This is a genomic window from Winogradskyella tangerina (assembly GCF_003260205.1).
Taxonomy (GTDB): Bacteria; Bacteroidota; Bacteroidia; order Flavobacteriales; family Flavobacteriaceae; genus Winogradskyella; species Winogradskyella tangerina.
The window spans coordinates 138,501-160,688 of record NZ_QERF01000001.1 but is presented as its reverse complement, the minus strand read 5'-3'; the positions used below and the strand labels follow the sequence as shown (position 1 = coordinate 160,688).

General features: G+C 34.6%; 23 protein-coding genes. 13 read left to right on the top strand and 10 right to left on the bottom strand.

The window, feature by feature from the left end; genetic code table 11:
* Nucleotides 1–10 precede the first annotated feature (10 nt).
* From DDY94_RS00790 to DDY94_RS00745, 10 genes are all read left to right on the top strand, one after another.
* A complete protein-coding gene (locus DDY94_RS00790; RefSeq protein ID WP_111682125.1) occupies nucleotides 11–1,126 on the top strand; it encodes a glycosyltransferase family 4 protein in 1,116 nt (371 codons plus the stop codon).
* Complete coding sequence (locus DDY94_RS00785) at nucleotides 1,119–2,312, top strand: O-antigen ligase family protein (RefSeq protein ID WP_111682124.1); 1,194 nt, start codon at nucleotides 1,119–1,121, stop codon at nucleotides 2,310–2,312. The genes DDY94_RS00790 and DDY94_RS00785 overlap by 8 nt, the downstream gene beginning before the upstream one ends.
* The gene (locus tag DDY94_RS00780) at nucleotides 2,299–3,426 is read left to right on the top strand and encodes a glycosyltransferase family 4 protein (RefSeq protein WP_111682123.1); all 1,128 of its coding nucleotides are present in this window, start codon (nucleotides 2,299–2,301) and stop codon (nucleotides 3,424–3,426) included. Before DDY94_RS00785 ends, DDY94_RS00780 begins: the two co-directional genes overlap by 14 nt.
* A complete protein-coding gene (locus DDY94_RS00775) occupies nucleotides 3,416–4,303 on the top strand; it encodes a putative capsular polysaccharide synthesis family protein (RefSeq protein WP_157957205.1) in 888 nt (295 codons plus the stop codon). The genes DDY94_RS00780 and DDY94_RS00775 overlap by 11 nt, the downstream gene beginning before the upstream one ends.
* On the top strand, nucleotides 4,288–5,043 hold the full coding sequence (locus DDY94_RS00770; protein WP_111682121.1) for a WecB/TagA/CpsF family glycosyltransferase: 756 nt from the start codon (nucleotides 4,288–4,290) through the stop codon (nucleotides 5,041–5,043). Before DDY94_RS00775 ends, DDY94_RS00770 begins: the two co-directional genes overlap by 16 nt.
* Nucleotides 5,044–5,108: 65 nt before the next feature.
* The gene (wecB, locus tag DDY94_RS00765) at nucleotides 5,109–6,209 is read left to right on the top strand and encodes a non-hydrolyzing UDP-N-acetylglucosamine 2-epimerase (protein ID WP_111682120.1); all 1,101 of its coding nucleotides are present in this window, start codon (nucleotides 5,109–5,111) and stop codon (nucleotides 6,207–6,209) included.
* A gap of 90 nt (nucleotides 6,210–6,299) precedes the next feature.
* Nucleotides 6,300–7,379 carry an MraY family glycosyltransferase gene (locus DDY94_RS00760; RefSeq protein WP_111682119.1) on the top strand — a complete coding sequence of 360 codons (1,080 nt, stop codon included), beginning with the start codon at nucleotides 6,300–6,302 and terminating at the stop codon, nucleotides 7,377–7,379.
* A gap of 93 nt (nucleotides 7,380–7,472) precedes the next feature.
* Nucleotides 7,473–8,234 carry a polysaccharide biosynthesis/export family protein gene (locus DDY94_RS00755; RefSeq protein WP_111682118.1) on the top strand — a complete coding sequence of 254 codons (762 nt, stop codon included), beginning with the start codon at nucleotides 7,473–7,475 and terminating at the stop codon, nucleotides 8,232–8,234.
* A 3-nt stretch (nucleotides 8,235–8,237) separates the two neighbouring features.
* Complete coding sequence (locus tag DDY94_RS00750; protein WP_111682117.1) at nucleotides 8,238–10,577, top strand: GumC family protein; 2,340 nt, start codon at nucleotides 8,238–8,240, stop codon at nucleotides 10,575–10,577.
* 107 nt (nucleotides 10,578–10,684) lie between these two features.
* A complete protein-coding gene (locus DDY94_RS00745) occupies nucleotides 10,685–11,104 on the top strand; it encodes a CBS domain-containing protein (RefSeq protein WP_111682116.1) in 420 nt (139 codons plus the stop codon).
* A gap of 26 nt (nucleotides 11,105–11,130) precedes the next feature.
* On the opposite strand, the gene rpe is transcribed toward DDY94_RS00745, so the two are convergent.
* The 8 genes from rpe to DDY94_RS00705 all read right to left on the bottom strand — a co-directional run bounded on the left by rpe (nucleotide 11,131) and on the right by DDY94_RS00705 (nucleotide 17,831).
* Nucleotides 11,131–11,793, bottom strand: a complete 663-nt coding sequence (gene rpe / locus DDY94_RS00740; RefSeq protein WP_111682115.1) for a ribulose-phosphate 3-epimerase — start codon at nucleotides 11,791–11,793, stop codon at nucleotides 11,131–11,133.
* Entirely contained in the window at nucleotides 11,790–12,200 is a 411-nt protein-coding gene (locus DDY94_RS00735) for a BLUF domain-containing protein (RefSeq protein ID WP_111682114.1), read from the bottom strand. The genes rpe and DDY94_RS00735 overlap by 4 nt, the downstream gene beginning before the upstream one ends.
* Before the next feature lie 157 nt (nucleotides 12,201–12,357).
* Nucleotides 12,358–13,221 (bottom strand): sigma-70 family RNA polymerase sigma factor, encoded by an 864-nt coding sequence (locus DDY94_RS00730; RefSeq protein ID WP_094967995.1) that lies wholly within the window; start codon nucleotides 13,219–13,221, stop codon nucleotides 12,358–12,360.
* 175 nt (nucleotides 13,222–13,396) lie between these two features.
* On the bottom strand, nucleotides 13,397–14,503 hold the full coding sequence (locus DDY94_RS00725) for an outer membrane beta-barrel protein (protein ID WP_111682113.1): 1,107 nt from the start codon (nucleotides 14,501–14,503) through the stop codon (nucleotides 13,397–13,399).
* Nucleotides 14,493–15,053, bottom strand: a complete 561-nt coding sequence (locus DDY94_RS00720; protein WP_111682112.1) for an RNA polymerase sigma factor — start codon at nucleotides 15,051–15,053, stop codon at nucleotides 14,493–14,495. Before DDY94_RS00720 ends, DDY94_RS00725 begins: the two co-directional genes overlap by 11 nt.
* Before the next feature lie 73 nt (nucleotides 15,054–15,126).
* Complete coding sequence (locus DDY94_RS00715; protein WP_111682111.1) at nucleotides 15,127–15,573, bottom strand: hypothetical protein; 447 nt, start codon at nucleotides 15,571–15,573, stop codon at nucleotides 15,127–15,129.
* 103 nt (nucleotides 15,574–15,676) lie between these two features.
* Entirely contained in the window at nucleotides 15,677–16,735 is a 1,059-nt protein-coding gene (locus tag DDY94_RS00710) for a hypothetical protein (protein ID WP_111682110.1), read from the bottom strand.
* A 94-nt stretch (nucleotides 16,736–16,829) separates the two neighbouring features.
* Entirely contained in the window at nucleotides 16,830–17,831 is a 1,002-nt protein-coding gene (locus DDY94_RS00705) for a hypothetical protein (protein WP_111682109.1), read from the bottom strand.
* A 139-nt stretch (nucleotides 17,832–17,970) separates the two neighbouring features.
* Here DDY94_RS00705 and DDY94_RS00700 point away from each other — a divergent pair, with 139 nt between their 5' ends.
* The 3 genes from DDY94_RS00700 to DDY94_RS00690 are packed head-to-tail and all read left to right on the top strand — an operon-like array spanning nucleotide 17,971 to nucleotide 19,270.
* Complete coding sequence (locus tag DDY94_RS00700) at nucleotides 17,971–18,465, top strand: hypothetical protein (RefSeq protein WP_111682108.1); 495 nt, start codon at nucleotides 17,971–17,973, stop codon at nucleotides 18,463–18,465.
* 16 nt (nucleotides 18,466–18,481) lie between these two features.
* Entirely contained in the window at nucleotides 18,482–18,853 is a 372-nt protein-coding gene (locus DDY94_RS00695; protein WP_157957204.1) for a hypothetical protein, read from the top strand.
* Between the two features lie 21 nt (nucleotides 18,854–18,874).
* Nucleotides 18,875–19,270, top strand: a complete 396-nt coding sequence (locus tag DDY94_RS00690; RefSeq protein ID WP_111682106.1) for a hypothetical protein — start codon at nucleotides 18,875–18,877, stop codon at nucleotides 19,268–19,270.
* Nucleotides 19,271–19,322: 52 nt separating this feature from the next.
* On the opposite strand, the gene DDY94_RS00685 is transcribed toward DDY94_RS00690, so the two are convergent.
* Together DDY94_RS00685 and rpsO are read right to left on the bottom strand one after the other, a co-directional pair.
* On the bottom strand, nucleotides 19,323–21,581 hold the full coding sequence (locus tag DDY94_RS00685) for a polyribonucleotide nucleotidyltransferase (protein ID WP_111682105.1): 2,259 nt from the start codon (nucleotides 21,579–21,581) through the stop codon (nucleotides 19,323–19,325).
* A gap of 207 nt (nucleotides 21,582–21,788) precedes the next feature.
* Complete coding sequence (gene rpsO / locus DDY94_RS00680) at nucleotides 21,789–22,058, bottom strand: 30S ribosomal protein S15 (protein WP_111682496.1); 270 nt, start codon at nucleotides 22,056–22,058, stop codon at nucleotides 21,789–21,791.
* Nucleotides 22,059–22,188 lie beyond the last annotated feature (130 nt).

Here is a 22,188-nt window from a genome sequence, read left to right as displayed (position 1 = left end):
ATTGAAAGAAATGGTAAAAGTACTTTGGTTAACGCCCAATTTTAATCACTACAAAGCTCGATTTTTAAATCATCTAGCTAAGGAGTCAGATATTGATTTACATTTGCTAAGCGGCACCGGTAGAACAGGTTTTGGCGATAAAACACTTCAGAAAGACTGGTCTTTTAAATACCAACAAATTCCGGTTTCGAAGAAAAAGTTTGGATTTTCCCGTAAAGCAGCAAAGACCATTAAGAAAAGGTTTAACGAATTTGATTGGATACTAATTTCTGCTGAAAAGAAGAATTTATTGCTTTTCATATCTCTATTGAGACTTAGGTCATTAGCCAAAAAGAAGGGCAAGAATGTTAAGTTGTTTACCTATTGTCATCCTTTAACCAAATCTGGTGGTGGTAAAGTCACCTATTTTGATTTAGTGATTACAAAATTCTTCTTTAGAAACTTTGATCGTGTCATCTTTTATACTGAACAAAGCCACAATTTAGCCGTAGAACAAGGATATATTGATGAGTCTAAGGCTTATTGGGCAAACAATACAATAGATACCTCCGAGGTAGATAAAAACTACAGTTTTGATTATCCTCTAAAAAAGCCAAAGCATATCGTTTTTATTGGTCGTTTAATTCCTTCTAAAAAAGTGAACATTGCAATTTCTTATTTCGAATTGCTTCAGAAAAGCTTGCCAGATGAAGAATTGGTTCTAGATGTCGTTGGAGAAGGCCCAGACCAAGAAGTGGTGAAGCAAGCTGCAGCCGCGAATACCAATATTATTTGGCACGGAGCATTAATTGAAGAACATGAAATTGCACCAATTTTAAAAAAGGCAAGTTTCGTATTTTTACCGGGCGACTCCGGACTATCAATAAACCACGCTTTTGCTTATGGTAGACCATACATAACGCTCGAGTCTAAAAATCATGGGCCAGAAATTAGTTATATTAATAATCAAATTAATGGTTTAATTCTTCCTCAGGATACCACTGAGGCAAACTTGAAGTTGTTAGAGGAATTATTACAAGATCAAACTTTACTTCACCAGTATTGTGATGAAGCAAAAAAGAAAAGCCAAGAAATTTCATTAGAAAATTGGATTAGTCAAGTTAAAAATGCGCTCCTAAATGAATAATCTCAGCAAAAAATACAAGCTTAGGGTCTATGCATTATTGTTTTTAGTCCTTGTTTTTGTATTCAGAATTACGCTGCTTATCAGAACCAGAGATTCAAGCACTTATACAAGTCTTGATTTTTATAATCTGATTCAGATTGGTAGTGTGATAATGCTAGCGGTTCTATTATTGAAATATAAGAGTCTTATCATTAGACTGAAAAATCAATCCATCAATTTCTTTATTGCTCTTTTTATATTAGGTATTATTTCAGGGATTTGGTCTGAAAATCTATTTTATTCCTCTTATCGAGCCTTTGAGGCGTTTATACTATTTATGGCCTGTATAACTATTCTTAATTACAATAGTTATGATTATATGCAAATTGAAAAACTATTTCTTAAAATAGTATTGATCATAGGTGCTTTGAGTTTTGTAGGTTTATTACTAAGAAGAGATTCACTATCCTTAGCAGGACTTCATAATAACAGTTATACCATTACCGGCGCTATTCTTGCATCTTATTGTTTTGGTGGTCTAATGGAACCAGAATGGTATAAAAACCGTAGAAAGCTACTTAAACGATATTTAGCTTTTGGTTTATTTCTAACCATTTTAGGAACGAGTTTGGGCTCATTTTTATCCTTTCTGACGGCAGTCTTGATCATAATGACACTATCGCCCAAAAAAAGTAAGACCTTTATATTTATTATTCTTTTGGTTGCTGCCGTAATTGTTATAGGGGTTATTAATGCAGATGCCATACAGGAAATCATATTAATTAACAAGGATGCTGAAGAAATAGAAGGATTAAATGGACGTACGAGGCTGTGGGAAATGTATTTAGATATGATTTATGAAAAGCCGTTCCTAGGTTGGGGGTTCGATATTATTGCGCGTAGTGCTGAGTTTTATACCACCAATACACACTTTTTTCTCATTTCTATTTTAGGCGGAATGGGCTTGTTGGGAATCCTAGTATTTTTTATTGGCTTTATTATGTTGATTAGAGAGTTATTCAAGTACCTAAGTCAAAAATTACCATCATATCTTGGCTTTATAGGTGGATTAGCAGCAGCATTTGTAAATGGCGGAAGTAAGGGGTATATTGGCGAACATATTTACCCCGAATCATTGACATTTCTTCTTATTCTTACTTTTTTTTCAATTTGTTATCAGAGACTTTATTTAAATGCAAGACGATAAGCAAAAACCTAAAATATTATTTTTAGCCCAACTACCACCACCTGTTCATGGTGCATCTCAACGGAATTTATCTGTAGCGGAAAGTGAAATAATTAATGAAAATTTCGACCTAATTATTCTTCCATTAAGCTTTTCAAAAACGATAAAGGAGCTTGGAAAAACTTCATTTAAGAAATTTTTTCTTTTTCTGAGTTTTGTATTTCGCTTGATTAAGTTGCTATTTCAAAATAAATTCTCATTCGCATATTATACAATCTCTGTAAGACCTCTAGGCATAACCAGAGATGCCATTATAATTTTCATTTTAAGATTATTTAATGTAAAACTCTTATATCACTTAAGAAATAAGGGAGTTAAGGTATATAGCAAGAATAAATTTCTTAAGATAATTTACAAATGGGTTTTTAAAAACAGCTCGGTGATTTGCTTGAGCAAAAGTATTTCATTAGATATCATTGATTTCATAAACGATTCTCAGTTATATATTGTTCCTAACGGGATAAAAGTTTCCGAAGTGAAGGTCGAAGAGAAGGCGGAGACCCAAAGTTTGAATTTTATTTATCTTTCTCATTTAAGAAAATCAAAAGGTATTATGGAGTTTCTCGAAGCCTTAAAGAAGCTTAGTGATAAAGGATATCAGGTTTCCGCAACAGTAGTTGGTGATGAAGGCGACATTGGATTTGATGTAATTAATGATTTCTGTAAAAGTCATAAGATTGAAGACAAGGTCGATGTTAAAGGACCTTTATACGGTAATCAAAAATTTGAAGCTCTCAATAATGCAGATATTTTTGTCTTTCCTACTTACTACTATAATGAGATTTTTCCTGGTGTAATTTTAGAAGCTATGCAAATGAAATTGCCTATTATCACAACAAATGAAGGGGCGATTAGTGACATGATCCAGGACAGGAAAAACGGACTGATCGTAGATAAACAAAGTATCGAGTCCTTAGAAAAGGCAATGACAGAATTAGCAGAAAATAAGGCGCTTAGGCAACAGATTTCAAAGCAAGCATATGAAGACTTCTATAACTATTTTACTATGGAAGTATTTGAAACGAATATGTTAGAAGTGTATAAGACGATAAACGATAAAAATAGTGCACTTTAGAAATACAAATACAGGAATATTACTAAGACGATGGATCGCTAGATGGCTATTCTATCCGGTTTACTTGGTTGAATATATTTCGGTGTATTATAAGTTGTTTATTAAAAGTAAGTCTCAACCACTATTTATTGTTTTAACAATTGGTAAAGTTGGGTCGTCCTCGGTATACTACAGTATTAAAGAACAACTAACAAGTCGAGTTTTTCACATTCATTATATTTCAGAAGAAGGAATTAAATCCTCTTGGGAACAGCATAAAAACTCGAGTAGAAAATCCGTTCCACTACACCTTATTACAAGCAAGATTCTAAATAGATTATTTAAGAAAGTAGATGAAGATATCTATTTCATTACAGTTTTTCGTGAACCACTGCAACGCAAGCTTTCATCATTTTTTCAAAACTTAGATCAATTCAAAAATGAAGTTGATCTTAAAGGGTTACAATTCGATGTAAATAAAGCTAGTCAAGTGCTAAATAACGATTATTTTAATAGCATAATAGATGAGGAGGATAAATGGATAGAGCAAGAGCTCATTGGACCTCACGGATTTTCGATATATCACAAAAATGAAATCGAAAAAAACAATTATGTTGTTGAGAGAAAAGAAAATCTAAATTTACTGATCTTAAAAATGGAAACCCTAAATGACAGTTGGGATGAAGCGATTTCTAAACTTTATAATAATCAGGATAGTATCGAATTAATTACGGTGAATGATGGTGGTGAAAAGTATTATAACAAGGCCTATAAAGCGATTAAGAACACCATAAAATTAGATAAGCAAATTCTAGAAAATTTATACGGGACACGATATTTCAAAACTTTTTACGAAGACCAAAAATCAGAGTTGATAGAAACATGGATAAAGCGATAGACAAAGGAAAACATCAGGTTGAAATTTTTGGCTTTAATGTAAACGCCACTATTGAAAATTTAAGTATCAATGATCAAAAACAGATTGTTAATACTATAAATCCACATTCCTATTGTATTTCGAGAAAAGATGAATTATTCAATGAAGCATTGCATCATAGCGATTATTTACTGCCGGACGGTGTGGGTATAGTCTTAGCATCAAAATTTCTCAAAGGAAAATCGATTAAGAAAATTGCTGGCTACGATGTTTTTTTACATCTTATGCAGATATTGAATGAAAATAATGGCTCTTGTTTCTTTCTAGGTGCTTCAGAAAAGACACTTGAGATGATCAAAGCAAAGGCCAGCAAAGAATATCCTAATATTACGCTGAACACCTATTCGCCACCTTATAAACCAAGTTTTACTCAAGAGGATAGTGCAAAAATGTGTGCCATGGTAAATCAGCACAAGCCCGATGTGTTGTTCGTTGGAATGACTGCGCCCAAACAAGAAAAATGGGTTTATAGTTTTAAACAGAATCTAGATGCAAAAGTCATCTGTTCCATCGGTGCTGTTTTTGATTTTTATGCCGGAAATGTAAAACGACCAAATAAGATTTGGATAAAAATGGGACTAGAATGGCTGCCACGTTTTTTAAAGGAGCCAAGAAGATTAGCAGAACGAAACTTAGTATCAACACCAAAGTTTATTTTTGAAATGTTGAGCTATAAGCTATTTAACAAAAGTTGTTTGTAAACTTATGCAAAGCTACTAATTGAAGGAAATTATTCTGTATTTTAAGTTAATGATGTTGAACAATAATGAGTTTTAGAATTACCATAATAGCAGGAGCACGACCAAATTTTATGAAAATTGCTCCGATAATACATGCCATTGATGCCGCCAAATCCAAAGGTGAAAGATTAGATTATAGATTAGTACATACTGGTCAGCATTATGATAAAAATATGTCGGGTAGCTTTTTTGAACAACTTAATATACCCGAGCCACATGTCAATCTAGAGTGTAGTGGCGGTACGCAGGCCGAGCAAACAGCGGCCATTCTAATCCATTTTGAAAGAGAACTCCTGGCTAATCCGGCAGATCTAGTTTTAGTTGTTGGTGACGTAACTTCAACAATGGCGTGCGCATTGGTAGCTCAGAAATTACACATTAAAGTGGCCCATGTTGAAGGTGGTATAAGATCACATGACTGGAGTATGCCCGAAGAGATCAATAGATTAGTAACAGATAGTATAACCGATTATTTCTTTACAACTTCTGAATTAGCCAATTCTAATCTTTTGAAGGAAGGTAAAGCGGAAGATCAGATCTTTTATGTCGGTAACACCATGATTGATACCCTACTGAAACAAAGAGCTAATTTTAAACAACCCTCAATTTGGAGTCAATTAGATCTTCGTCCGAAGGAGTACATTGTAATGACACTTCATCGTCCTGCCAATGTTGACGAAGAAAGTCAATTAAAGGCAATGATAGATGAAATTATTCATCATACCAGAGAATTACCATTGATATTTCCTGTTCATCCTAGAACAGCCAAAATCTTAGAACGCCTAGAGATTACGCATCCTAGGTTACACACAATTGCACCATTGGGTTATCTCGAATTTAACTATTTAGTTGAAAAGGCTAGAGCTGTGATTACAGATTCTGGAGGTATTACTGAAGAAGCCTCAATATTGAATGTGCCATGCATGACAATGCGAGATAATACCGAACGCCCTGAAACTATTTCATTAGGAACGAATGAACTGGTCGGAACAGATCCAAAATCAATAAAACCATATTTAGAAAAATTATTTGCAGGTGAATGGAAACAAACTAAAACCATACCTCTTTGGGATGGTAAAACAGCACAACGGATTGTCTCACATATTTTGAAACTTATTGCGAATTAAATCAAACATTAGATTTTGTTAGGACTTGTCGAACTTTGTTCAGAAATTTGTACCTTACTAAACCCCTAAGATGTTTGAATATCAGATTATATGATTAAAACATTACTCGAAAATTTTGCTCCTGAAAATAATGTTGTCGTTTGGATGGTCGCCGCTTTTGTACTAGCGTTTTTTATTGCTTACCAGTCATTTCCTACCATACTATATATAGCGAAAACAAAACAACTTGTTGACGAGCCCGACAGTAGAAGTTTACACTCTAATAAAGTTCCGACCCTTGGAGGCATTGGGATATTTTTGAGCTTAATTGTTCTCATGACCCTTGTTGGGGCATTTTTGAACACCAAAGTTTTGCTGTTGGTTATGGGCGGTTTAACTATATTATTTTTCCTCGGTTTGAAAGACGATCTAACAGTTTTATCTGCTAGGAAAAAATTTATCGGACAATTATTTGCAGCACTTCTTTTAATAGTATTTACAGATACAAGAATAATAGGATTTTCAAAAATTCTTGATGTCGATATGTTACCATATTGGATTTCTATTGGCTTTACTTTATTCGTTTATATTCTTATTATCAATGCCTTTAATCTTATTGATGGAGTTGACGGATTAGCTGGCACCATAGCCCTATCTGTATCTATTGTATTTGCAATTTTATTTGTGAGAAACGGAGCGCTTAGCCTTGCCACAATTTCGGCGGCCTTAGGTGGGTCCTTGGTGGCTTTTTTAAGACTCAATTTTTCTGATAAAAATAAAATTTTCATGGGTGATACGGGGTCCATGATTGTTGGTTACTTGATAGCGATATTTACAATTAGTTTCATAAATATGGCTCAGATTGATGAAACATCAAGTTACTACAGAGCTTCGCCAGCTTTGGCTTTAGCGTTACTATACTATCCATTAATGGATACCTTACGTATATTTTTTGTTAGAGTTTTTATTCATAAAAAGAGTCCGTTTAAAGCAGATCGAAATCACATTCACCATAGATTCATAGATAAAGGATATAGTCATTTGGTTACAACGCTTATGATTTCAGGGATTAACCTTGTAATAATTATAATTGCTTTTAATCTTTTACACCTCAATCTTAATACTCAGATTATCTATTTATTGATCTATGGTTCGGTATTATATAGTTTACCATTTTTTCTTAAGAAGTAATACGATAATAAAGTATATTAGCCCAAAATGGACAATGCTTCTTGTTAGTCCTTATAATTGCATTTATATTTGTTAATCTTTAAAAACATTTAAATGAGAAAACTTATTACGGGAATCATATTACTCGTCTTTATAAGCTCTTGCGCTTCAAAAAAGGATATTTTATATCTTCAAGATGCAGACAGCGCTAACAACAGTAATGTTAATTATTCAGACCCTGTAATTCAACCTAATGATATTCTAAAGATTGATGTTGCAACATTAGTTCCTGAAGCATCAATACCCTATAACAAAACATCGACGAGAGGTGCACAAGTTCCTAATCTGCAGATCATGCAAATTGATGGCTATTTAGTGTCCGTAGACCATAATATTACCTTTCCTGTATTAGGAGATATTATCACCAAAGACCTAACCACTAAAGAACTAGAAAAAGTAATAAAGGATAAACTCGTTTCTGGTGGACATCTTTTAAATCCAACTGTGAGCGTGCGTTTAATAAATGCAAAAGTAACTGTCTTGGGAGAGGTTAATCAACCAGGTACCTTTACCTTTACAGAGCAAAATATTACGCTTTTACAGGCTCTAGGATATGCTGGTGATTTAACAATCAATGGTAAGCGAGATGATATACTTGTTCAAAGAGAGGTTGAAGGCATTCGTAGAGTTTCGCATATAGATTTGACCTCAGTATCATTTATTGATAGTGAATTCTACTTTATAAAACCTAATGATATCATTATAGTCAACCCAAACAATCCAAGAGTGAAAAATGCAGGTTTTATTGGTAATGCCGGAACCGTATTAACCATTGCCTCTTTGGCCCTTAGTATAACCATTTTATTGTCGAGATAAACTATGGAAGTTAGATACGATCATAACTACGCAAAAAATGATGATGATAATGTTGATTTTAAACATGAAATTAAACGATTATTAAGGTATTGGCCGTGGTTTCTTGCAGCGTTGGTAGTTTCATTAATATCGGCCTATGTGTTTTTGAGGTACTCACCTAGAATTTATGAGACTTACTCTAAAATAAAAATCCTCGACGAGTCTGAAGGATTAGAATTACCTACGTCGGCGTTTATATTCAACCGTAGTAACATCAATTTAGAGAATGAGATTGAAATTCTTACGTCTTACATTATAATGAATCGCGTGGTTAGGAAGCTAGACCTGAACACAAGTTTTTATGAAGTAGGGACAATTCAAACAACTCAAATAGATCATTTACCATTCGAATTTCAACAGATCATTGAACCCGATAGCATTACCATCCCAATGTCATATAAGGTTAATATTTTAGACAATGGTTTGCAAATAGACAATCTAAATACTGATAAGTCATTTACCTTTAACGAATTTAATACCAAGAGTAAAGACCATCGTCTTCCTTTCAATATAAATTTGAATAAAGCCTTAGCAGAAAGTTTCGCAGACAAGTCTTATATCATAAAGTTCGCGACTCTAAAAAATGCTGCATTGTCTTTAAAGAATAAAATTAAAGTAGAGACTATTGGAGAGCGAAGTGATTTATTACAACTCTCTATGAAGGGTGAGAGTAAAGAGCTTTCCGAGCGCATATTAGATACTCTTATGGGTGTTTTTGATGCTGACGGAATAAAAGATAGACAACTTGTGTCTCAGCGCACTTTAGAATTTATAGCAGATCGCTTTAAGCTATTAGAAGTGCAATTAGATTCGATTGAAATTGACCAGGAGGTCTTCAAAGAAGACAACAATATTGTAAATATTACAGCCGATGCAGAATTGGGACTTCAACAGCGTGCGGAGTCTGAGCAAGAATTATTCAAAATTCAAAATCAAATTACACTTTCAAACCTTCTCGACAAATCTCTGAACACCGATGACAATACATTAGGCTTACTACCAGCTAATTTCGGAATTGAGAATGCTGGTATTAACACCCTTATTTCAGAATATAATATTGCGGTCCTCAACAGAGATAAACTAAAAAGTAGTGCAGGTGAGAATAACCCTGCGGTGAAGGCAGCTGAAAATCAGGTTTTAGACCTAAGATCTAACATCAATAGATCTATTAAAACCTATAAAAATCAATTGGAAGCATCCTTAAATCAATTGGATGTTAGGAATAAACAATATGCAGGTCGCGTTTCGCAAATTCCAGAGCAAGAGCGATTATATAAGGCGATACAAAGACAACAAAAGATAAAGGAAAGCTTATACCTCTTACTACTTCAGAAGCAAGAAGAAGCTGCTATAAATTTGGCCATTACCGAACCTTCTATCAAAATTGTAGAAGATGCCTTATCGAGCACAAACCCTATTTCTCCAAAGAAGGGTATAATCTATGCTGTTGCAATACTCGGTGGTCTATTTCTTCCTATCGGAATTTTATATCTGACCTTTGTGTTTGATGATAAATTACATAGTAAAGACGATGTGACGAAATATTCGCCAAATGTTCCTGTTATTGGTGAGATACCAGATCTAAGAAAGAAAAAGAACATAATTTTTGAAGATCCAAATGACCGTTCACCTTTGGCAGAATCCTTCAGGATATTAAGTTCTAATGTTGATTATATCTTACCAATAAAAGAAGATAAATTGGGAAGAGTAATTTATTGTACCTCTACGATTAAAGGAGAAGGTAAAACCTATATTAGTATAAATTTATCCTTGGCACTTTCAAGTATAAATAAAAAGGTACTACTTATTGGAGCAGACCTTAGGAATCCTCAAATTCATACACATATTGCTGAAGATAAGCAAAAAAGAGGCCTATCAAATTATCTACATGATGTAGATTTCGACTGGAAAGATTCATTAATTAGTGGTTTTGATAAACACCCTAACCACCATATTATGTTGTCTGGTAGTATACCTCCAAACCCAGCTCATTTGCTCACTAACGGAAGGTTTGAGAAATTAATTGAAGAAGCAAAAGAAATCTACGATTATGTAATTGTAGATACTGCACCTTTAATTCTGGTTACAGATACGATGTTAATTTCTCAATTGGCAGATGCAACGGTTTACCTGGTTAGAGCAAACTATACTGAAAAGAATCTTTTAAAGTTTTCTAGAGAACTTCACGATTCTGGCAAACTTCAAAATATGGCTTATGTACTAAATAATGTAGGCGCAAGCAGATCCTATGGCTACGGTTATAACTATGGATATAATTATGGCTATGGCAGTAGTCAGGAATAATTCTGAGTTGATCAAATCTTAGTTTCAGACTCTTATATATGATTTTTATCATACTTTCTGTCGGTTTTAAATACTACTTTTAATAGTGAATTTTAAAACCGATAGTCATGAGATATGTTCCACCAATTTCTGAAATAATGACCCGTAATATCATTGCTCTTAATAGAGATGATGATCTTGAAACGGCCGAAATGCTTTTTAAGCGAAATAAGATAAGACATATACCAGTCGTAGCTGGTGATGTTATAGTCGGAATGCTAAGTTATTCTGACCTACTACGCATTAGTTTTGCTGATGCCGTATATGATACTGACGAGGAGGTTGATACGCTCGTTTACAATATGTTTACAATTGATCAAGTGATGGTTAAAAATGTTGTTACAGTTCCATCTACAGCGACAATTAAAGAGGTAGCCAAGATATTATCCGAAAACGAGTTTCATGCGCTGCCAGTAGTGGATGATGGCTTCCTGGTAGGGATCGTAACAACCACTGACTTAATTAACTATCTCTTGAAACAATTATAAATAAAAAGCGCCGAAAGGCGCTTTTTTTATGAATTGGCTAAACGTTTTAAATTTTCGATGGTCGCTGTGGGATTATCACTTTTAAAGACATGACTTCCGGCGACAAAGGTATCTGCACCCGCTTCCACTAATTTTTCAATATTTTTATCTGTAACTCCACCATCGATCTCTATTCTTGTATCTAGATTTTGGTCATTGATCATCTTACGCAATTTTTTTACGCGCTGATAGGTGACGTCTTCAAATTTTTGTCCTCCAAAACCAGGGTTAATCGACATTAATAATATCATATAACATTCTGGTAAAATATCTTCTAGTACAGAAACTGGAGTTGTTATATTAAGTACAATACCAGCTTTACAACCTGCATCTTTTATTTGTCGGAGTGTTCGGTGAAGGTGTACTGTAGATTCGTAGTGAACCGTAATAATATCTGCTCCAACCTTTGCGAATTCTTCTATATAGCGTTCGGGCTTTTCAATCATTAAATGCACGTCTAAGGGTTTAGTGGCGTGCTTTTTTATTGCTGCGATTACCGGCATGCCGTAAGAAATATTTGGTACAAAATGGCCGTCCATCACATCGATATGAAACCAGTCGGCCTCACTTTGATTTACCATTTCTGTATCGCGCTGAAGATTGCCAAAATCGGCTGCCAACATTGAAGGTGCAATTAAGCAGTTACTCATTTGTTATGTTTTAAGAAATTTGTGGTTAAATGAATCAATTTGTCAGCTGGTAAATAGTTAGCGTTTTTGATCCAATTAAAGTACAAATATAACCTTTTCATATCTGCATATTTCTGAAAAGTTTCGAATTTTCCACCATTGTAATTATCGAAGATTTGGCCTTCAATATTTGTGTCTAGTAATTTAATGATTCCCTTATGCCGCTTATCCTCTTTAATTTTTTCGTATAAGGCGTCAATTTTTTGAGATTCACCTTCTAATATTTGAAAAAAGTGCTTGTTCTTCAGAATTAACAAGCCAGTAATCTTGTGACGCGTATTATTCAAATTAACGAACTCTATTAATTCTGAAATAGCGCTGTGGTTCAAACCTTTTGCAAAGTTACTTATGTAACATATAGCCTTCATTTTTATAAAGGTGTTGATTTACACTAATATAGCTCAAAAAAAGTGAACCCACGGTAATCAGCCGTGGGTTCTTTCATCAATCAAAAAACGAACAGTTATGTTTTGTAACTGTTGTTACCTTTATTAGGTTGGTCGTTAAATATACAAAAAACTAACCTTATCCTAAATAGGTCTTTAATATTTTACTACGTGATGTATGCTTTAATCTACGAATTGCTTTCTCTTTAATTTGTCTTACACGCTCACGAGTAAGATCGAAAGTTTCTCCGATTTCTTCTAAAGTCATTGGGTGTTGATTCCCCAATCCAAAATATAAACGAATCACATCTGCTTCTCGAGGTGTTAAGGTCTCAAGGGCACGTTCAATTTCTGTACGTAACGATTCGTGTAATAAATCTTTATCCGGATTTGGTGATTCACCACTTCGTAATACATCATATAAATTAGAATCTTCGCCTTCAACTAAAGGCGCATCCATAGATACGTGACGCCCAGAATTTTTCATAGACTCCTTTACGTCGTTGATCGTCATATCTAATTCCTTGGCAATTTCTTCTGCTGAAGGTGGACGTTCATGACTTTGCTCTAAAAATGCAAATGTCTTATTGATCTTATTTATAGAACCGATCTTGTTCAATGGTAAACGTACAATACGTGATTGTTCAGCTAGTGCTTGTAAGATAGATTGACGAATCCACCAAACTGCATACGAGATGAATTTAAAACCACGGGTTTCATCAAAACGTTGTGCCGCTTTAATAAGACCTAAGTTACCTTCATTAATAAGATCTGGTAAGGTTAATCCTTGATTTTGGTATTGCTTAGCAACAGAAACTACGAAACGTAAATTTGCTTTAGTCAATTTTTCTAAAGCTATCTGATCACCAGCCTTAATACGCTGCGCTAACTCAACTTCTTCGTCCGCAGTAATAAGATCTACTTTACCAATTTCTTGTAAATATTTATCTAATGACGCGGTTTCACGGTTGGTTACCTGCTTTGTAATTTTAAGTTGTCTCATGTACTTTTAAGATTTGTGCAATTTTATGTAACAATAGGTTACTATTATTATACGCACAAACTCGAAAAAATGTTACAAAAGTTGTCAAATTATTTTTTTCAAGAAGGTAATTATTGATCTTGAATTTCAACCTTACAGATGTACTAGCTTTAAACTTCACTTAAAACCTGCATGGTCAAAACCTGTATTCTATCCCGGTTTGTATTGAAAAAATATATGGATGTATAGCATTGTTTTCCCTAAATGGTTGCAATTGATAGTTAAAATTACTTTCAAGATTGAGGTATAACTTGTTAAATAATTTGGTTTCTACACCGAGACCAACATTTAAACCTAGTGTTGCTCTATATTCCATCATATTAGAAGCGTTAGAATCTTGTAAAATAAAGTAACTCAATCCACCCGTTACATAAGGATTTAATTTTTTGTCGAATGGAACATATTTGATTTCTAATGGAATTTCGAGGTATTTAGAACTATTGGTTAAGCTGTCTATTCGTTGCTCTAGATCGAGTTTTCTTATCCCAGTTCTAACATAGGCTTTTTCGGTCATTCTATAGCTAACATATAAACCGTAATTAATACTAAAATTATCGGAAGTTGTTGCATTCAAAGCACCATAGTTTGAACCTATTATGTGTGGTGTGAAGCTCCATCGTGATTGGCTTTCTGACGGCAGGCTATCCTTTATCTTTTCACTTTTATTCAACTCATCTTCCAATTCCTTTTCAGGGATAATTTCTTCGTCAGTGTTGTTTTCTTCTTCTTCAATTTCTCCTAGTTCAGTTTGTTGCGGTAAATGGGTTTGTTCATTATCAGTCGAATCATTTGATTCTGAAGTATTCCGATTTGGCTCATCTTGAATCTTATCGTCTGAAGACTTTTGGGTTTTATTTGAAAGGTTCTTGGTAGAAATTGGTTGAGTCTTATTTACTAAAGACGTATTGATATTTGTTGATGTGAAGGATTTAACATCGTCTGAATTGACAATTTTAGTGGTATCATTCTCGCCAATTTGATCAGATTCAGAAATTATAGTGGTCGAATTTGACGGGTTCGAAATTGTGTTTTCTGGATTTGACGTATTAAAACTATTAGTGTACCACATGGTGCCAGCGAATAGACCAAGCAGTCCGCCAACGAGCCAGATATAGATGAATCTTCGTCGTTTCTTTTTTCTAAGTTGCGATTCAATATTAGCCCAAACAACATCATCAGGGCTTGCCGTGTGCTGCTCTAGTCTGCTTTTAACCGCGAATCCTATGTCTTCTTTAGATGCCATTAGAGGTTTGATTTTGATGCGTTAATTGTAATGACTGCTGAATCTTTGTTTTTAATATGCCTTTAGCCCTGTGTAAATTCGATTTTGATGTGTTAATACTAATTTGAAGCAGGTCTGATATTTCTTTATGTGAATACCCATCTAACTCATAGAGATTAAATACTAATCGATATTTTGGTGGTAATTCCTGTATGATGTTTAAAACGTCTTCTAAAGGAATGACTTCCAAAGTTCCCGACTCAATTGAAGTATCCATCATTATATTATCATTAATGGTGATGTTGACCGTTTTGTCTTTTTTATACTTGTCTATAGCTTTATTTATGGTTATTCTTTTCATCCATCCTTCGAAAGAACCATTCCCTTTGTACGATTTGATCTTACTGAAAATTTCAATGAAAGCATCTTGAAGATTGTCTTGTGCCTCCTCGCGGTTTCTGCAGTATTTCAAGCAAATTGAAAACAAATTATCTTTATAGAGTTGGTATAACTCAGCCTGTGCCTTCAAGCTTTGTTTTTTACACCCTTTTATTAATTTTTCTAGTTTCAATATGTTGTTTACCGAATTCAGCAGTTGCAGTTCAAATTTAATTACATAAATGTGATTTCTTCATAATTACTTGTCATTCTGAAGCATCGAGCTCCACTAAATGATTCATCGTGGCGCTACCACTATTATTTTCAGATAAAACATTAATGACGCCATCACCTGTAAAATCTGAATTCAGCCTTATCGTCACTACTGATCTAGCAATAGAATTTTCATTGTCAATTATAGACTCGTTACTTAAAATCTCCATACTTCCAGAGGAAATAGTCCATGTAAACACGGTATTAGAAGGGTTATCTCCTTTGGAATAAAATGAAGCTGAAATAGTCAAAACCTGATCTGGTCGAGCCGTATTACTACCGTCAGTGCACAGTGCTATGAGGGTATCTTCAACAATGTTTAAATCACATTCTGAAACTGTTTCAGCATTCTGGTTATTTAATTCAAGTTCGTCTTCAGAACAAGACAACAAAAGGCAACTTATAATGAGACTGAGCGACAATAAAATTTTATGTTTCATAATACAAAGTGGTTTACTTTATAGTCTGTATAATTTGAAAAGGTTGCGTGATTACCTTTATTTTTTTCGAAAATGTTTAAAGACCTTCGATGTGCTTAAAGTTCTAACAAGACTCAGCGATGAGTTCAATCTCTACAATAAAATGTTCGCCACTTTCCAGATCGTTAATTCTTACATAAATGATCTGAATTTCTTCATTCGTTAAATAAGGTTCATCGGGTAAAATAGGGTTAGTCATAAGCAGCGCATCTTCTTCAGACTCATAGTAAGTTATGGTTAAATTATCCTGCTCTTGGTCATAGTCTAAAGTGTCGAAAATACAAAAGCTGTATTCGCCCAGTAAAAATTCGGCAACGCCACTGTCTAGTTCAGTTTCGCACGATTCAAACTTAAAATCCTTACAAATATTGAAGTCGAGATCACAGCGTTGATTTAAGATCAATTCTTTATCTTCATAAAAGAGCCTTAGCGAGTTTTGATCAATATATTCGGCTTTCCAGTCGAAATTGAAAAATTGGCCAACCGCTGTCGTATCGATGAGGTTTATATTGATGTGAAGTTCACTTTCAATAACGAATGGCGTCCAGGAGCCAGGTAGAATGTCATCTCCATAGTTAAAGGTTAAAAATCCATCAGATTCTTGAAGGATGTTTCCGAGATACGGATTGTCGTACTCAAAACTATAACCTACTTTCCAAAGGCATTCTCTAATTAAACCTTCACATTCACCAACCATTTCAATATCTAAACAGTTGCTTATAGATTCCTCCAATTCTTCTTTATCATTTATTTCAAATTCTTCACCAGTGTTTAAGGTGCTTCTAATAGGAAAACTGATACTTATGGAATAGGTTTCTGGTATTGGGGCAAGGAAATTGCTAAACTCGTCATCATCACTGATGGTAGACGTAGATTGGTATTCATCATTTTCGTTAAAGACAAATAAAGTGATTGGATAAATAAAGTCGATGCAGGCGATTGTTTCATTTTGGTTGTCGCTATCCGAAGCCACCTCCTTAAGATTATCAAATAGATCTGAGTCGGCCGGGATGGCGTTAATCTCCTGATAATCTTGTCGTAGGCCAAGTCTATCGTCTAAGTCTTTACTGCAGGAAACGGATAAGATAAGGGCGGACAGAAATAATAGTTTTTTGAAATTCATAGGTCTTTTTCTTATAAGACTCAGAACTTCAAAAAGGTTGCGTAAAAAAATAGTCTATCTTAAATTCTCTTCTATTTAGGAATGTAATTCGTAATTATTCAAGGCTGAAGATTTCGTTATCCATCTCAATTCTTGTTTTAAGCATATCTATTTTTTTGTGCATTCTATTGAAGAAAAGTGCACGATCTTTTTCACCAGCATTTACAAGAAGTTTCGATATGTTCATTTGTTTTTGCAGAAAGCCATACATTAAATCGCAAGTGGCCTGATGCTCTACTTTAAAATAGGTTAGGACGGTAAAGGGTACAAAAAATACTTTTTGATGCGCCGTAGTAACCATTAGGCAATTGGTTAGCATGTGCAGGTCGCATTTATAGAGTTTGAAAGATTTTTTACTCTCGCTACCTAGAATAGATTGATGAATGGTCTGTTGCTCTGTATGGTCGATCACGTCATGAATATCTTGACAGATCTTTAAAGCCGTCTCTTTTGCAACAAGTCCGGCTTCATAATAATATAAGAGTTGTTGCAATGTACCTGTAACTGTATTGTCATTCCAGAGTTCTGTAATATTGATGTTCTTGTAAACATTGCCCAAGGAAAAAGCACTATCTAAAAGTGAATTCGGAATTTCTCTCACCCATTCATCAAATGTAATCTTACTTTTGGTCATTGAGGTATCTAAATCCTTGAGCCAAACAAACATTTTATAGCGTGTTAAAAACGAATCTGTTAGTGTGTGAAAAAGGGAGATATCTTTTCCTGACCAAATAAATTCTGCCGACTTTACTTTAGTAAGTGGTTGCACATTTTGCAAAGACACTTTAAACCATTGCTCTAAGCCTTTTTCGTCCTTTGGTTGCGGCGGTAATTCAGTCATTACGGTATTAGGACTATCGACTTCAAATAATTTATTAAGTGAAAGTTTATAGTGCCTTGCTAAAATCACACTTTCTTCGAGTGATAGATTAGTTCTGAGATTGATTCGTCGGTAGGCAGCATCATAACCAATGTCGAGAATACCTGCTATTTCTTCAACAAATGATGTATTATCGGCAGATCGTTGCCTTAGAGCATTAAAAAACTGTTCTTGCATTATTTATTAATATTTTGATCGCTTCATTATATATTTTGTAAAAATTACAAAAAATATAAATTATTGTCTGCATTTTGACTAAAGTGTTTTCAATAATTGCAAAATAGCTTTGTGTTGATACTTATTAAACTGACTAATCATGAAGCTATTAATTTTATCCTTAATCCTATTTAGTACAACGGTTCTTGGTCAGAAGAAAGCAGATCAAAAGTTGGAATTTAATGGGTTTGCCATTTCTCCATTAGAGTTTTTTAGTGAGCATCATTCTTTTGGAGTATCTATAAGTTCTGATGTGAGCTTTAGATTAAAAAAGAACATTTTTACTGTTTCTGCAGGATTCGGTGAAGAGTTTTCGATATGGAATTATGGCTATAACTTCTTGCAGGTAAATCTGCTTTATGGTAGAGAAATTGAAATTGCTCCTTGGTTTTTTACAGATGCCAATATCGGTGCAGGACTACTCAGAATAAAGCATGAAGACTCTAATAGCTTTTCCTTAGGGATACCAGTTCAACTACAACTTCGATTTAAAACAGGAAAGCGATTTTCTTTTGGCCTAAGATTTCAGAGCAATTTGAATTCTGAACGGGCTATTCATACCTATGGCATTGTCTTACAATGGAATAGAATCTAATTCAAACTATATAATTATGAAAACCAATTTTTCTATGAAACGCCCCATTGTTGTCATTTTAGCTCTAGCATTCATGTTTCAAAGTTGCAGTATTTACAGAGCTAACACGGTTAGCCTAGAAGAGGCTTCTGAGCAGCAGACAAAAGTTAAAGTACGAACAAACGGAGATGAAAATCTCAAATTTAAGCGAATTGAGTATGTAGACCATAAGTTTTATGGTCTAACAAAGAAAAAAGGAGAGTGGGTTAAGGTCGAATTAAAGGAAGATGAAATTAAATCTATACGCCCAAAGAACAAGGGATTATCAACATTCATGAATATTCTTATGATAGGAACCTTAGCTCTAATGGCGCCTGCCATCGCTTTTGCCGCTGGAGGTGGAATCTAAAGAATAAAAAATTATGAGGATATGAAAAATATAAAAAGGTGTCTTAAGTCAACTGTGATCTCTCTGTCTATGCTGCTTCTATTTCAAAGCTGTAGGGTCTACCACAGAACCAATGTTTCAATAGATAAAGCAGTTCAGGAAGAAAAAAGGGTAAAACTAAAGACGAAAGATGGTCAGAAATTAAAGTTCAAAAGAATAGTGTTCGAAGACGGACAATATTATGGTGTAAAACGCAAGGCCAATAGAACCTTAATACAACCCAATGAATTAGAGTCGATAAGACTACACGATAAAACCATGTCAATTATTTATGGAATTATCATCGGAGTGGTAGGGACAACCATAGGTCTTTCTATTATCTATTTTGCCACTTGGAATGGGCCTTTTGTTAGTGGAGCTATTATTGGGCCATGGTGAAAAAATAAAAAACCGCTTCAATTTTGAAGCGGTTTGTAACTATTAAAGAAGACTAATCGTCTTTTCTATCTTCTCTTGGTTTTCTATCGTCACGACGATTATCTCTATTGCGATTATCTCTGTTACGATTATCTCTACGGTTGTTATTTCCACCACGATGATTATTATCGCGTTTTGGGCGTGGCTGCCAACCTTCAGGTTTTGGTAAGAGCGCTTTACGAGAAACTTTTTCTTTTCTTGTTTTTGGATCGATACCAAAATACTTCACGTCAAAAACGTCACCCATATTCACTACATCAGTAACATTCTCAGTACGTTCCCATGCTAATTCACTAACGTGTAATAAGACTTCATTTCCAGGAGCTTCAGTATATTCTACTACAGCACCAAAATCTAGCATCTTGATAACTTTCACCTCGTAAACGCTTCCTACTTCTGGCTTAAACATAAGCGCTTCAATAGTAGCAATTACTTTATCAATTCCAGCTTGATCAGTACCAAGGATCTCAACAATACCTTCTTCTGTAACAGGATCTTCATTAATAACGATAGTGGTGTTAGTATCTTTTTGTAACTCCTGAATTACTTTACCTCCAGAACCGATAACAGCACCGATAAATTCACCTGGGATAACTTTAGTAATGATCTTAGGCGCATGTGCTTTTACTTCAGCATTTGGTGTTGCAATAGTATCGGTAAGCTTTTCAAGAATATGTAAACGACCTTCCTTAGCTTGCATTAATGCTTTTACAAGAATTTCATAAGAAAGCCCTTTGATCTTAATATCCATCTGCGTTGCAGTGATACCATCTGCAGTTCCAGTAACTTTGAAATCCATATCACCAAGGTGATCTTCATCTCCTAAAATATCTGAAAGTACGGCGTATTTATCACCGTCAGAAATAAGACCCATTGCGATACCAGATACAGGTTTTTTAATTTGAATACCAGCATCCATTAAAGCCATTGTTCCAGAACAAACTGTTGCCATTGACGACGATCCGTTAGATTCTAATACTTCAGAAACAACTCTTACTGTATATGGGCAATCGTCTGGCACCATGCCTTTCAATGCACGTTGTGCTAAGTTACCATGACCAACTTCTCTACGTGAAGTTCCTCTGATTGGGCGTGCTTCACCAGTTGAAAATGGAGGGAAATTATAATGTAAATAGAAACGCTCTTCACCTTCGTAAGATGGCATATCAATAATATTTGCGTCTCTACTAGTACCTAATGTTGCCGTAGCTAATGCTTGAGTTTCTCCTCTGGTGAAAATCGCAGAACCATGAGTTGATGGTAAGTAATCAACTTCACACCAAATTGGTCTGATCTCGTCTGTCTTACGACCGTCTAAACGTAAACCTTCATCTAAAGTTAGGTTTCTAATAGCTTCTTTCTGAGCTTTAGCAACATATTTGTGGATGAGTTTACCTAGTTCGTCTTGCTCTTCTTCACTGAAAGATTCAAACACACCTTCTTTGATCTCGCTAAATGCTGCCCCTCTTTCATGCTTAGATGAACCAGCTTTAGCAATTTCATAGGTTTTGTCGTAAACCATTTCATGAATTTTCTTAGCTAATTCTTCATCTTCAACTTCAGGATCGTATTCGCGAGTTTCTTTTTTACCGAAGGCTTCAGCTAATCTCAACTGAGCATCACACTGAATTTTGATAGCTTCGTGTGCAGCTTTTATAGCTTCAACCATTTCTTCTTCAGAAATCTCGTCCATTTCACCTTCAACCATCATTACAGAATCAGCAGAAGCACCGATCATCATATCAATGTCTGACGCTTCTAATTGTGCAAATGTTGGATTGATAATAAATTCGCCATTAACGCGTGCAACTCTAACTTCAGAAATAGCCGTTTCAAAAGGAATATCTGATAATTGAATTGCTGCAGAAGCAGCTAAACCTGCCATAGCATCTGGCATTACTTCTGGATCGTGAGACATTAACTGAATCATTACCTGAGTTTCGGCGTGATAATCCTTCGGGAATAACGGACGAAGACATCTGTCTACCAATCTCATAGTTAATACTTCACCGTCGCTCGGTCTTGCTTCTCTTTTGAAGAAACCTCCAGGATAACGACCAGCTGCAGCAAACTTTTCGCGGTAATCTACTGTTAATGGTAAAAAGTCTACATCTGCTTGATGGTAATTTGAAACTACTGTACATAGTAACATACAATTACCAGATTGCACCACAACGCTACCATGCGCTTGCTTAGCTAATTTTCCGGTTTCGATAGAAATTTCTCTACCGTCACCAAGGTCTATGACCTCTTTGTAAGTTTTTGGAATCATAAAATTTTTATTCGCACTTCAGTAATAATAACATACCGAAGTAATGTTAAACAATGGTCGTTGTGTTGTTGTGTAGTTGTTGTGACCAATGAAAAACTGTAATTCCAAATAGAATTTGGAATCTTTTCTGCTATTTCAATTCGAATTTTAGACGCTTTCGATTGCGTAAATATTGAGCAAAAAACCACGCTTTGAGCGTGGTTTCTTTTATTTTCTTAATCCTAATTCTTTAACTATTGCACGATATCTCAAAATATCTTTCTTAGTTAAATAATCTAGTAACGCACGACGCTTACCTACTAATTTTACTAACGAACGCTCTGTGTTAAAATCTTTACGATTGTTTTTTAAGTGTTCAGTTAAGTGGTTAATTCTAAGCGTAAATAACGCGATTTGTCCTTCTGCAGAACCGGTATCATTTTTTCCGTTACCGTACTTCTCGAAGATTTCAGCTTTCTTTTCTTTAGTTAAATACATTCTAATATTATTGTAAATGATTGTTATGTACTTTGAAAGGTTTTCTTTCAAGCGGCAAATATAGTACTTTTTTGTGATTTGAAGTTTTTTTTCGTAACTTTTATCGTTGATATTTTGTGCATTTTTAGAG

Excerpts from the sequence above, each read along its gene's own strand:
- DDY94_RS00780 (WP_111682123.1), top strand. The coding sequence starts at position 2,299 with ATGCAAGACGATAAGCAAAAACCTAAAATATTATTTTTAGCCCAACTA.
- DDY94_RS00750 (WP_111682117.1), top strand. The coding sequence starts at position 8,238 with ATGGAAGTTAGATACGATCATAACTACGCAAAAAATGATGATGATAAT.
- DDY94_RS00725 (WP_111682113.1), bottom strand. The coding sequence starts at position 14,503 with ATGGCATCTAAAGAAGACATAGGATTCGCGGTTAAAAGCAGACTAGAG.
- DDY94_RS00695 (WP_157957204.1), top strand. The coding sequence starts at position 18,482 with ATGAAAACCAATTTTTCTATGAAACGCCCCATTGTTGTCATTTTAGCT.
- DDY94_RS00715 (WP_111682111.1), bottom strand. The coding sequence starts at position 15,573 with ATGAAACATAAAATTTTATTGTCGCTCAGTCTCATTATAAGTTGCCTT.
- DDY94_RS00790 (WP_111682125.1), top strand. The coding sequence starts at position 11 with ATGGTAAAAGTACTTTGGTTAACGCCCAATTTTAATCACTACAAAGCT.
- DDY94_RS00710 (WP_111682110.1), bottom strand. The coding sequence starts at position 16,735 with ATGAATTTCAAAAAACTATTATTTCTGTCCGCCCTTATCTTATCCGTT.
- DDY94_RS00685 (WP_111682105.1), bottom strand. The coding sequence starts at position 21,581 with ATGATTCCAAAAACTTACAAAGAGGTCATAGACCTTGGTGACGGTAGA.
- DDY94_RS00700 (WP_111682108.1), top strand. The coding sequence starts at position 17,971 with ATGAAGCTATTAATTTTATCCTTAATCCTATTTAGTACAACGGTTCTT.
- DDY94_RS00705 (WP_111682109.1), bottom strand. The coding sequence starts at position 17,831 with ATGCAAGAACAGTTTTTTAATGCTCTAAGGCAACGATCTGCCGATAAT.
- rpsO (WP_111682496.1), bottom strand. The coding sequence starts at position 22,058 with ATGTATTTAACTAAAGAAAAGAAAGCTGAAATCTTCGAGAAGTACGGT.
- DDY94_RS00735 (WP_111682114.1), bottom strand. The coding sequence starts at position 12,200 with ATGAAGGCTATATGTTACATAAGTAACTTTGCAAAAGGTTTGAACCAC.
- DDY94_RS00755 (WP_111682118.1), top strand. The coding sequence starts at position 7,473 with ATGAGAAAACTTATTACGGGAATCATATTACTCGTCTTTATAAGCTCT.
- DDY94_RS00760 (WP_111682119.1), top strand. The coding sequence starts at position 6,300 with ATGATTAAAACATTACTCGAAAATTTTGCTCCTGAAAATAATGTTGTC.
- DDY94_RS00785 (WP_111682124.1), top strand. The coding sequence starts at position 1,119 with ATGAATAATCTCAGCAAAAAATACAAGCTTAGGGTCTATGCATTATTG.
- DDY94_RS00745 (WP_111682116.1), top strand. The coding sequence starts at position 10,685 with ATGAGATATGTTCCACCAATTTCTGAAATAATGACCCGTAATATCATT.
- DDY94_RS00770 (WP_111682121.1), top strand. The coding sequence starts at position 4,288 with ATGGATAAAGCGATAGACAAAGGAAAACATCAGGTTGAAATTTTTGGC.
- wecB (WP_111682120.1), top strand. The coding sequence starts at position 5,109 with ATGAGTTTTAGAATTACCATAATAGCAGGAGCACGACCAAATTTTATG.
- rpe (WP_111682115.1), bottom strand. The coding sequence starts at position 11,793 with ATGAGTAACTGCTTAATTGCACCTTCAATGTTGGCAGCCGATTTTGGC.
- DDY94_RS00730 (WP_094967995.1), bottom strand. The coding sequence starts at position 13,221 with ATGAGACAACTTAAAATTACAAAGCAGGTAACCAACCGTGAAACCGCG.
- DDY94_RS00690 (WP_111682106.1), top strand. The coding sequence starts at position 18,875 with ATGAAAAATATAAAAAGGTGTCTTAAGTCAACTGTGATCTCTCTGTCT.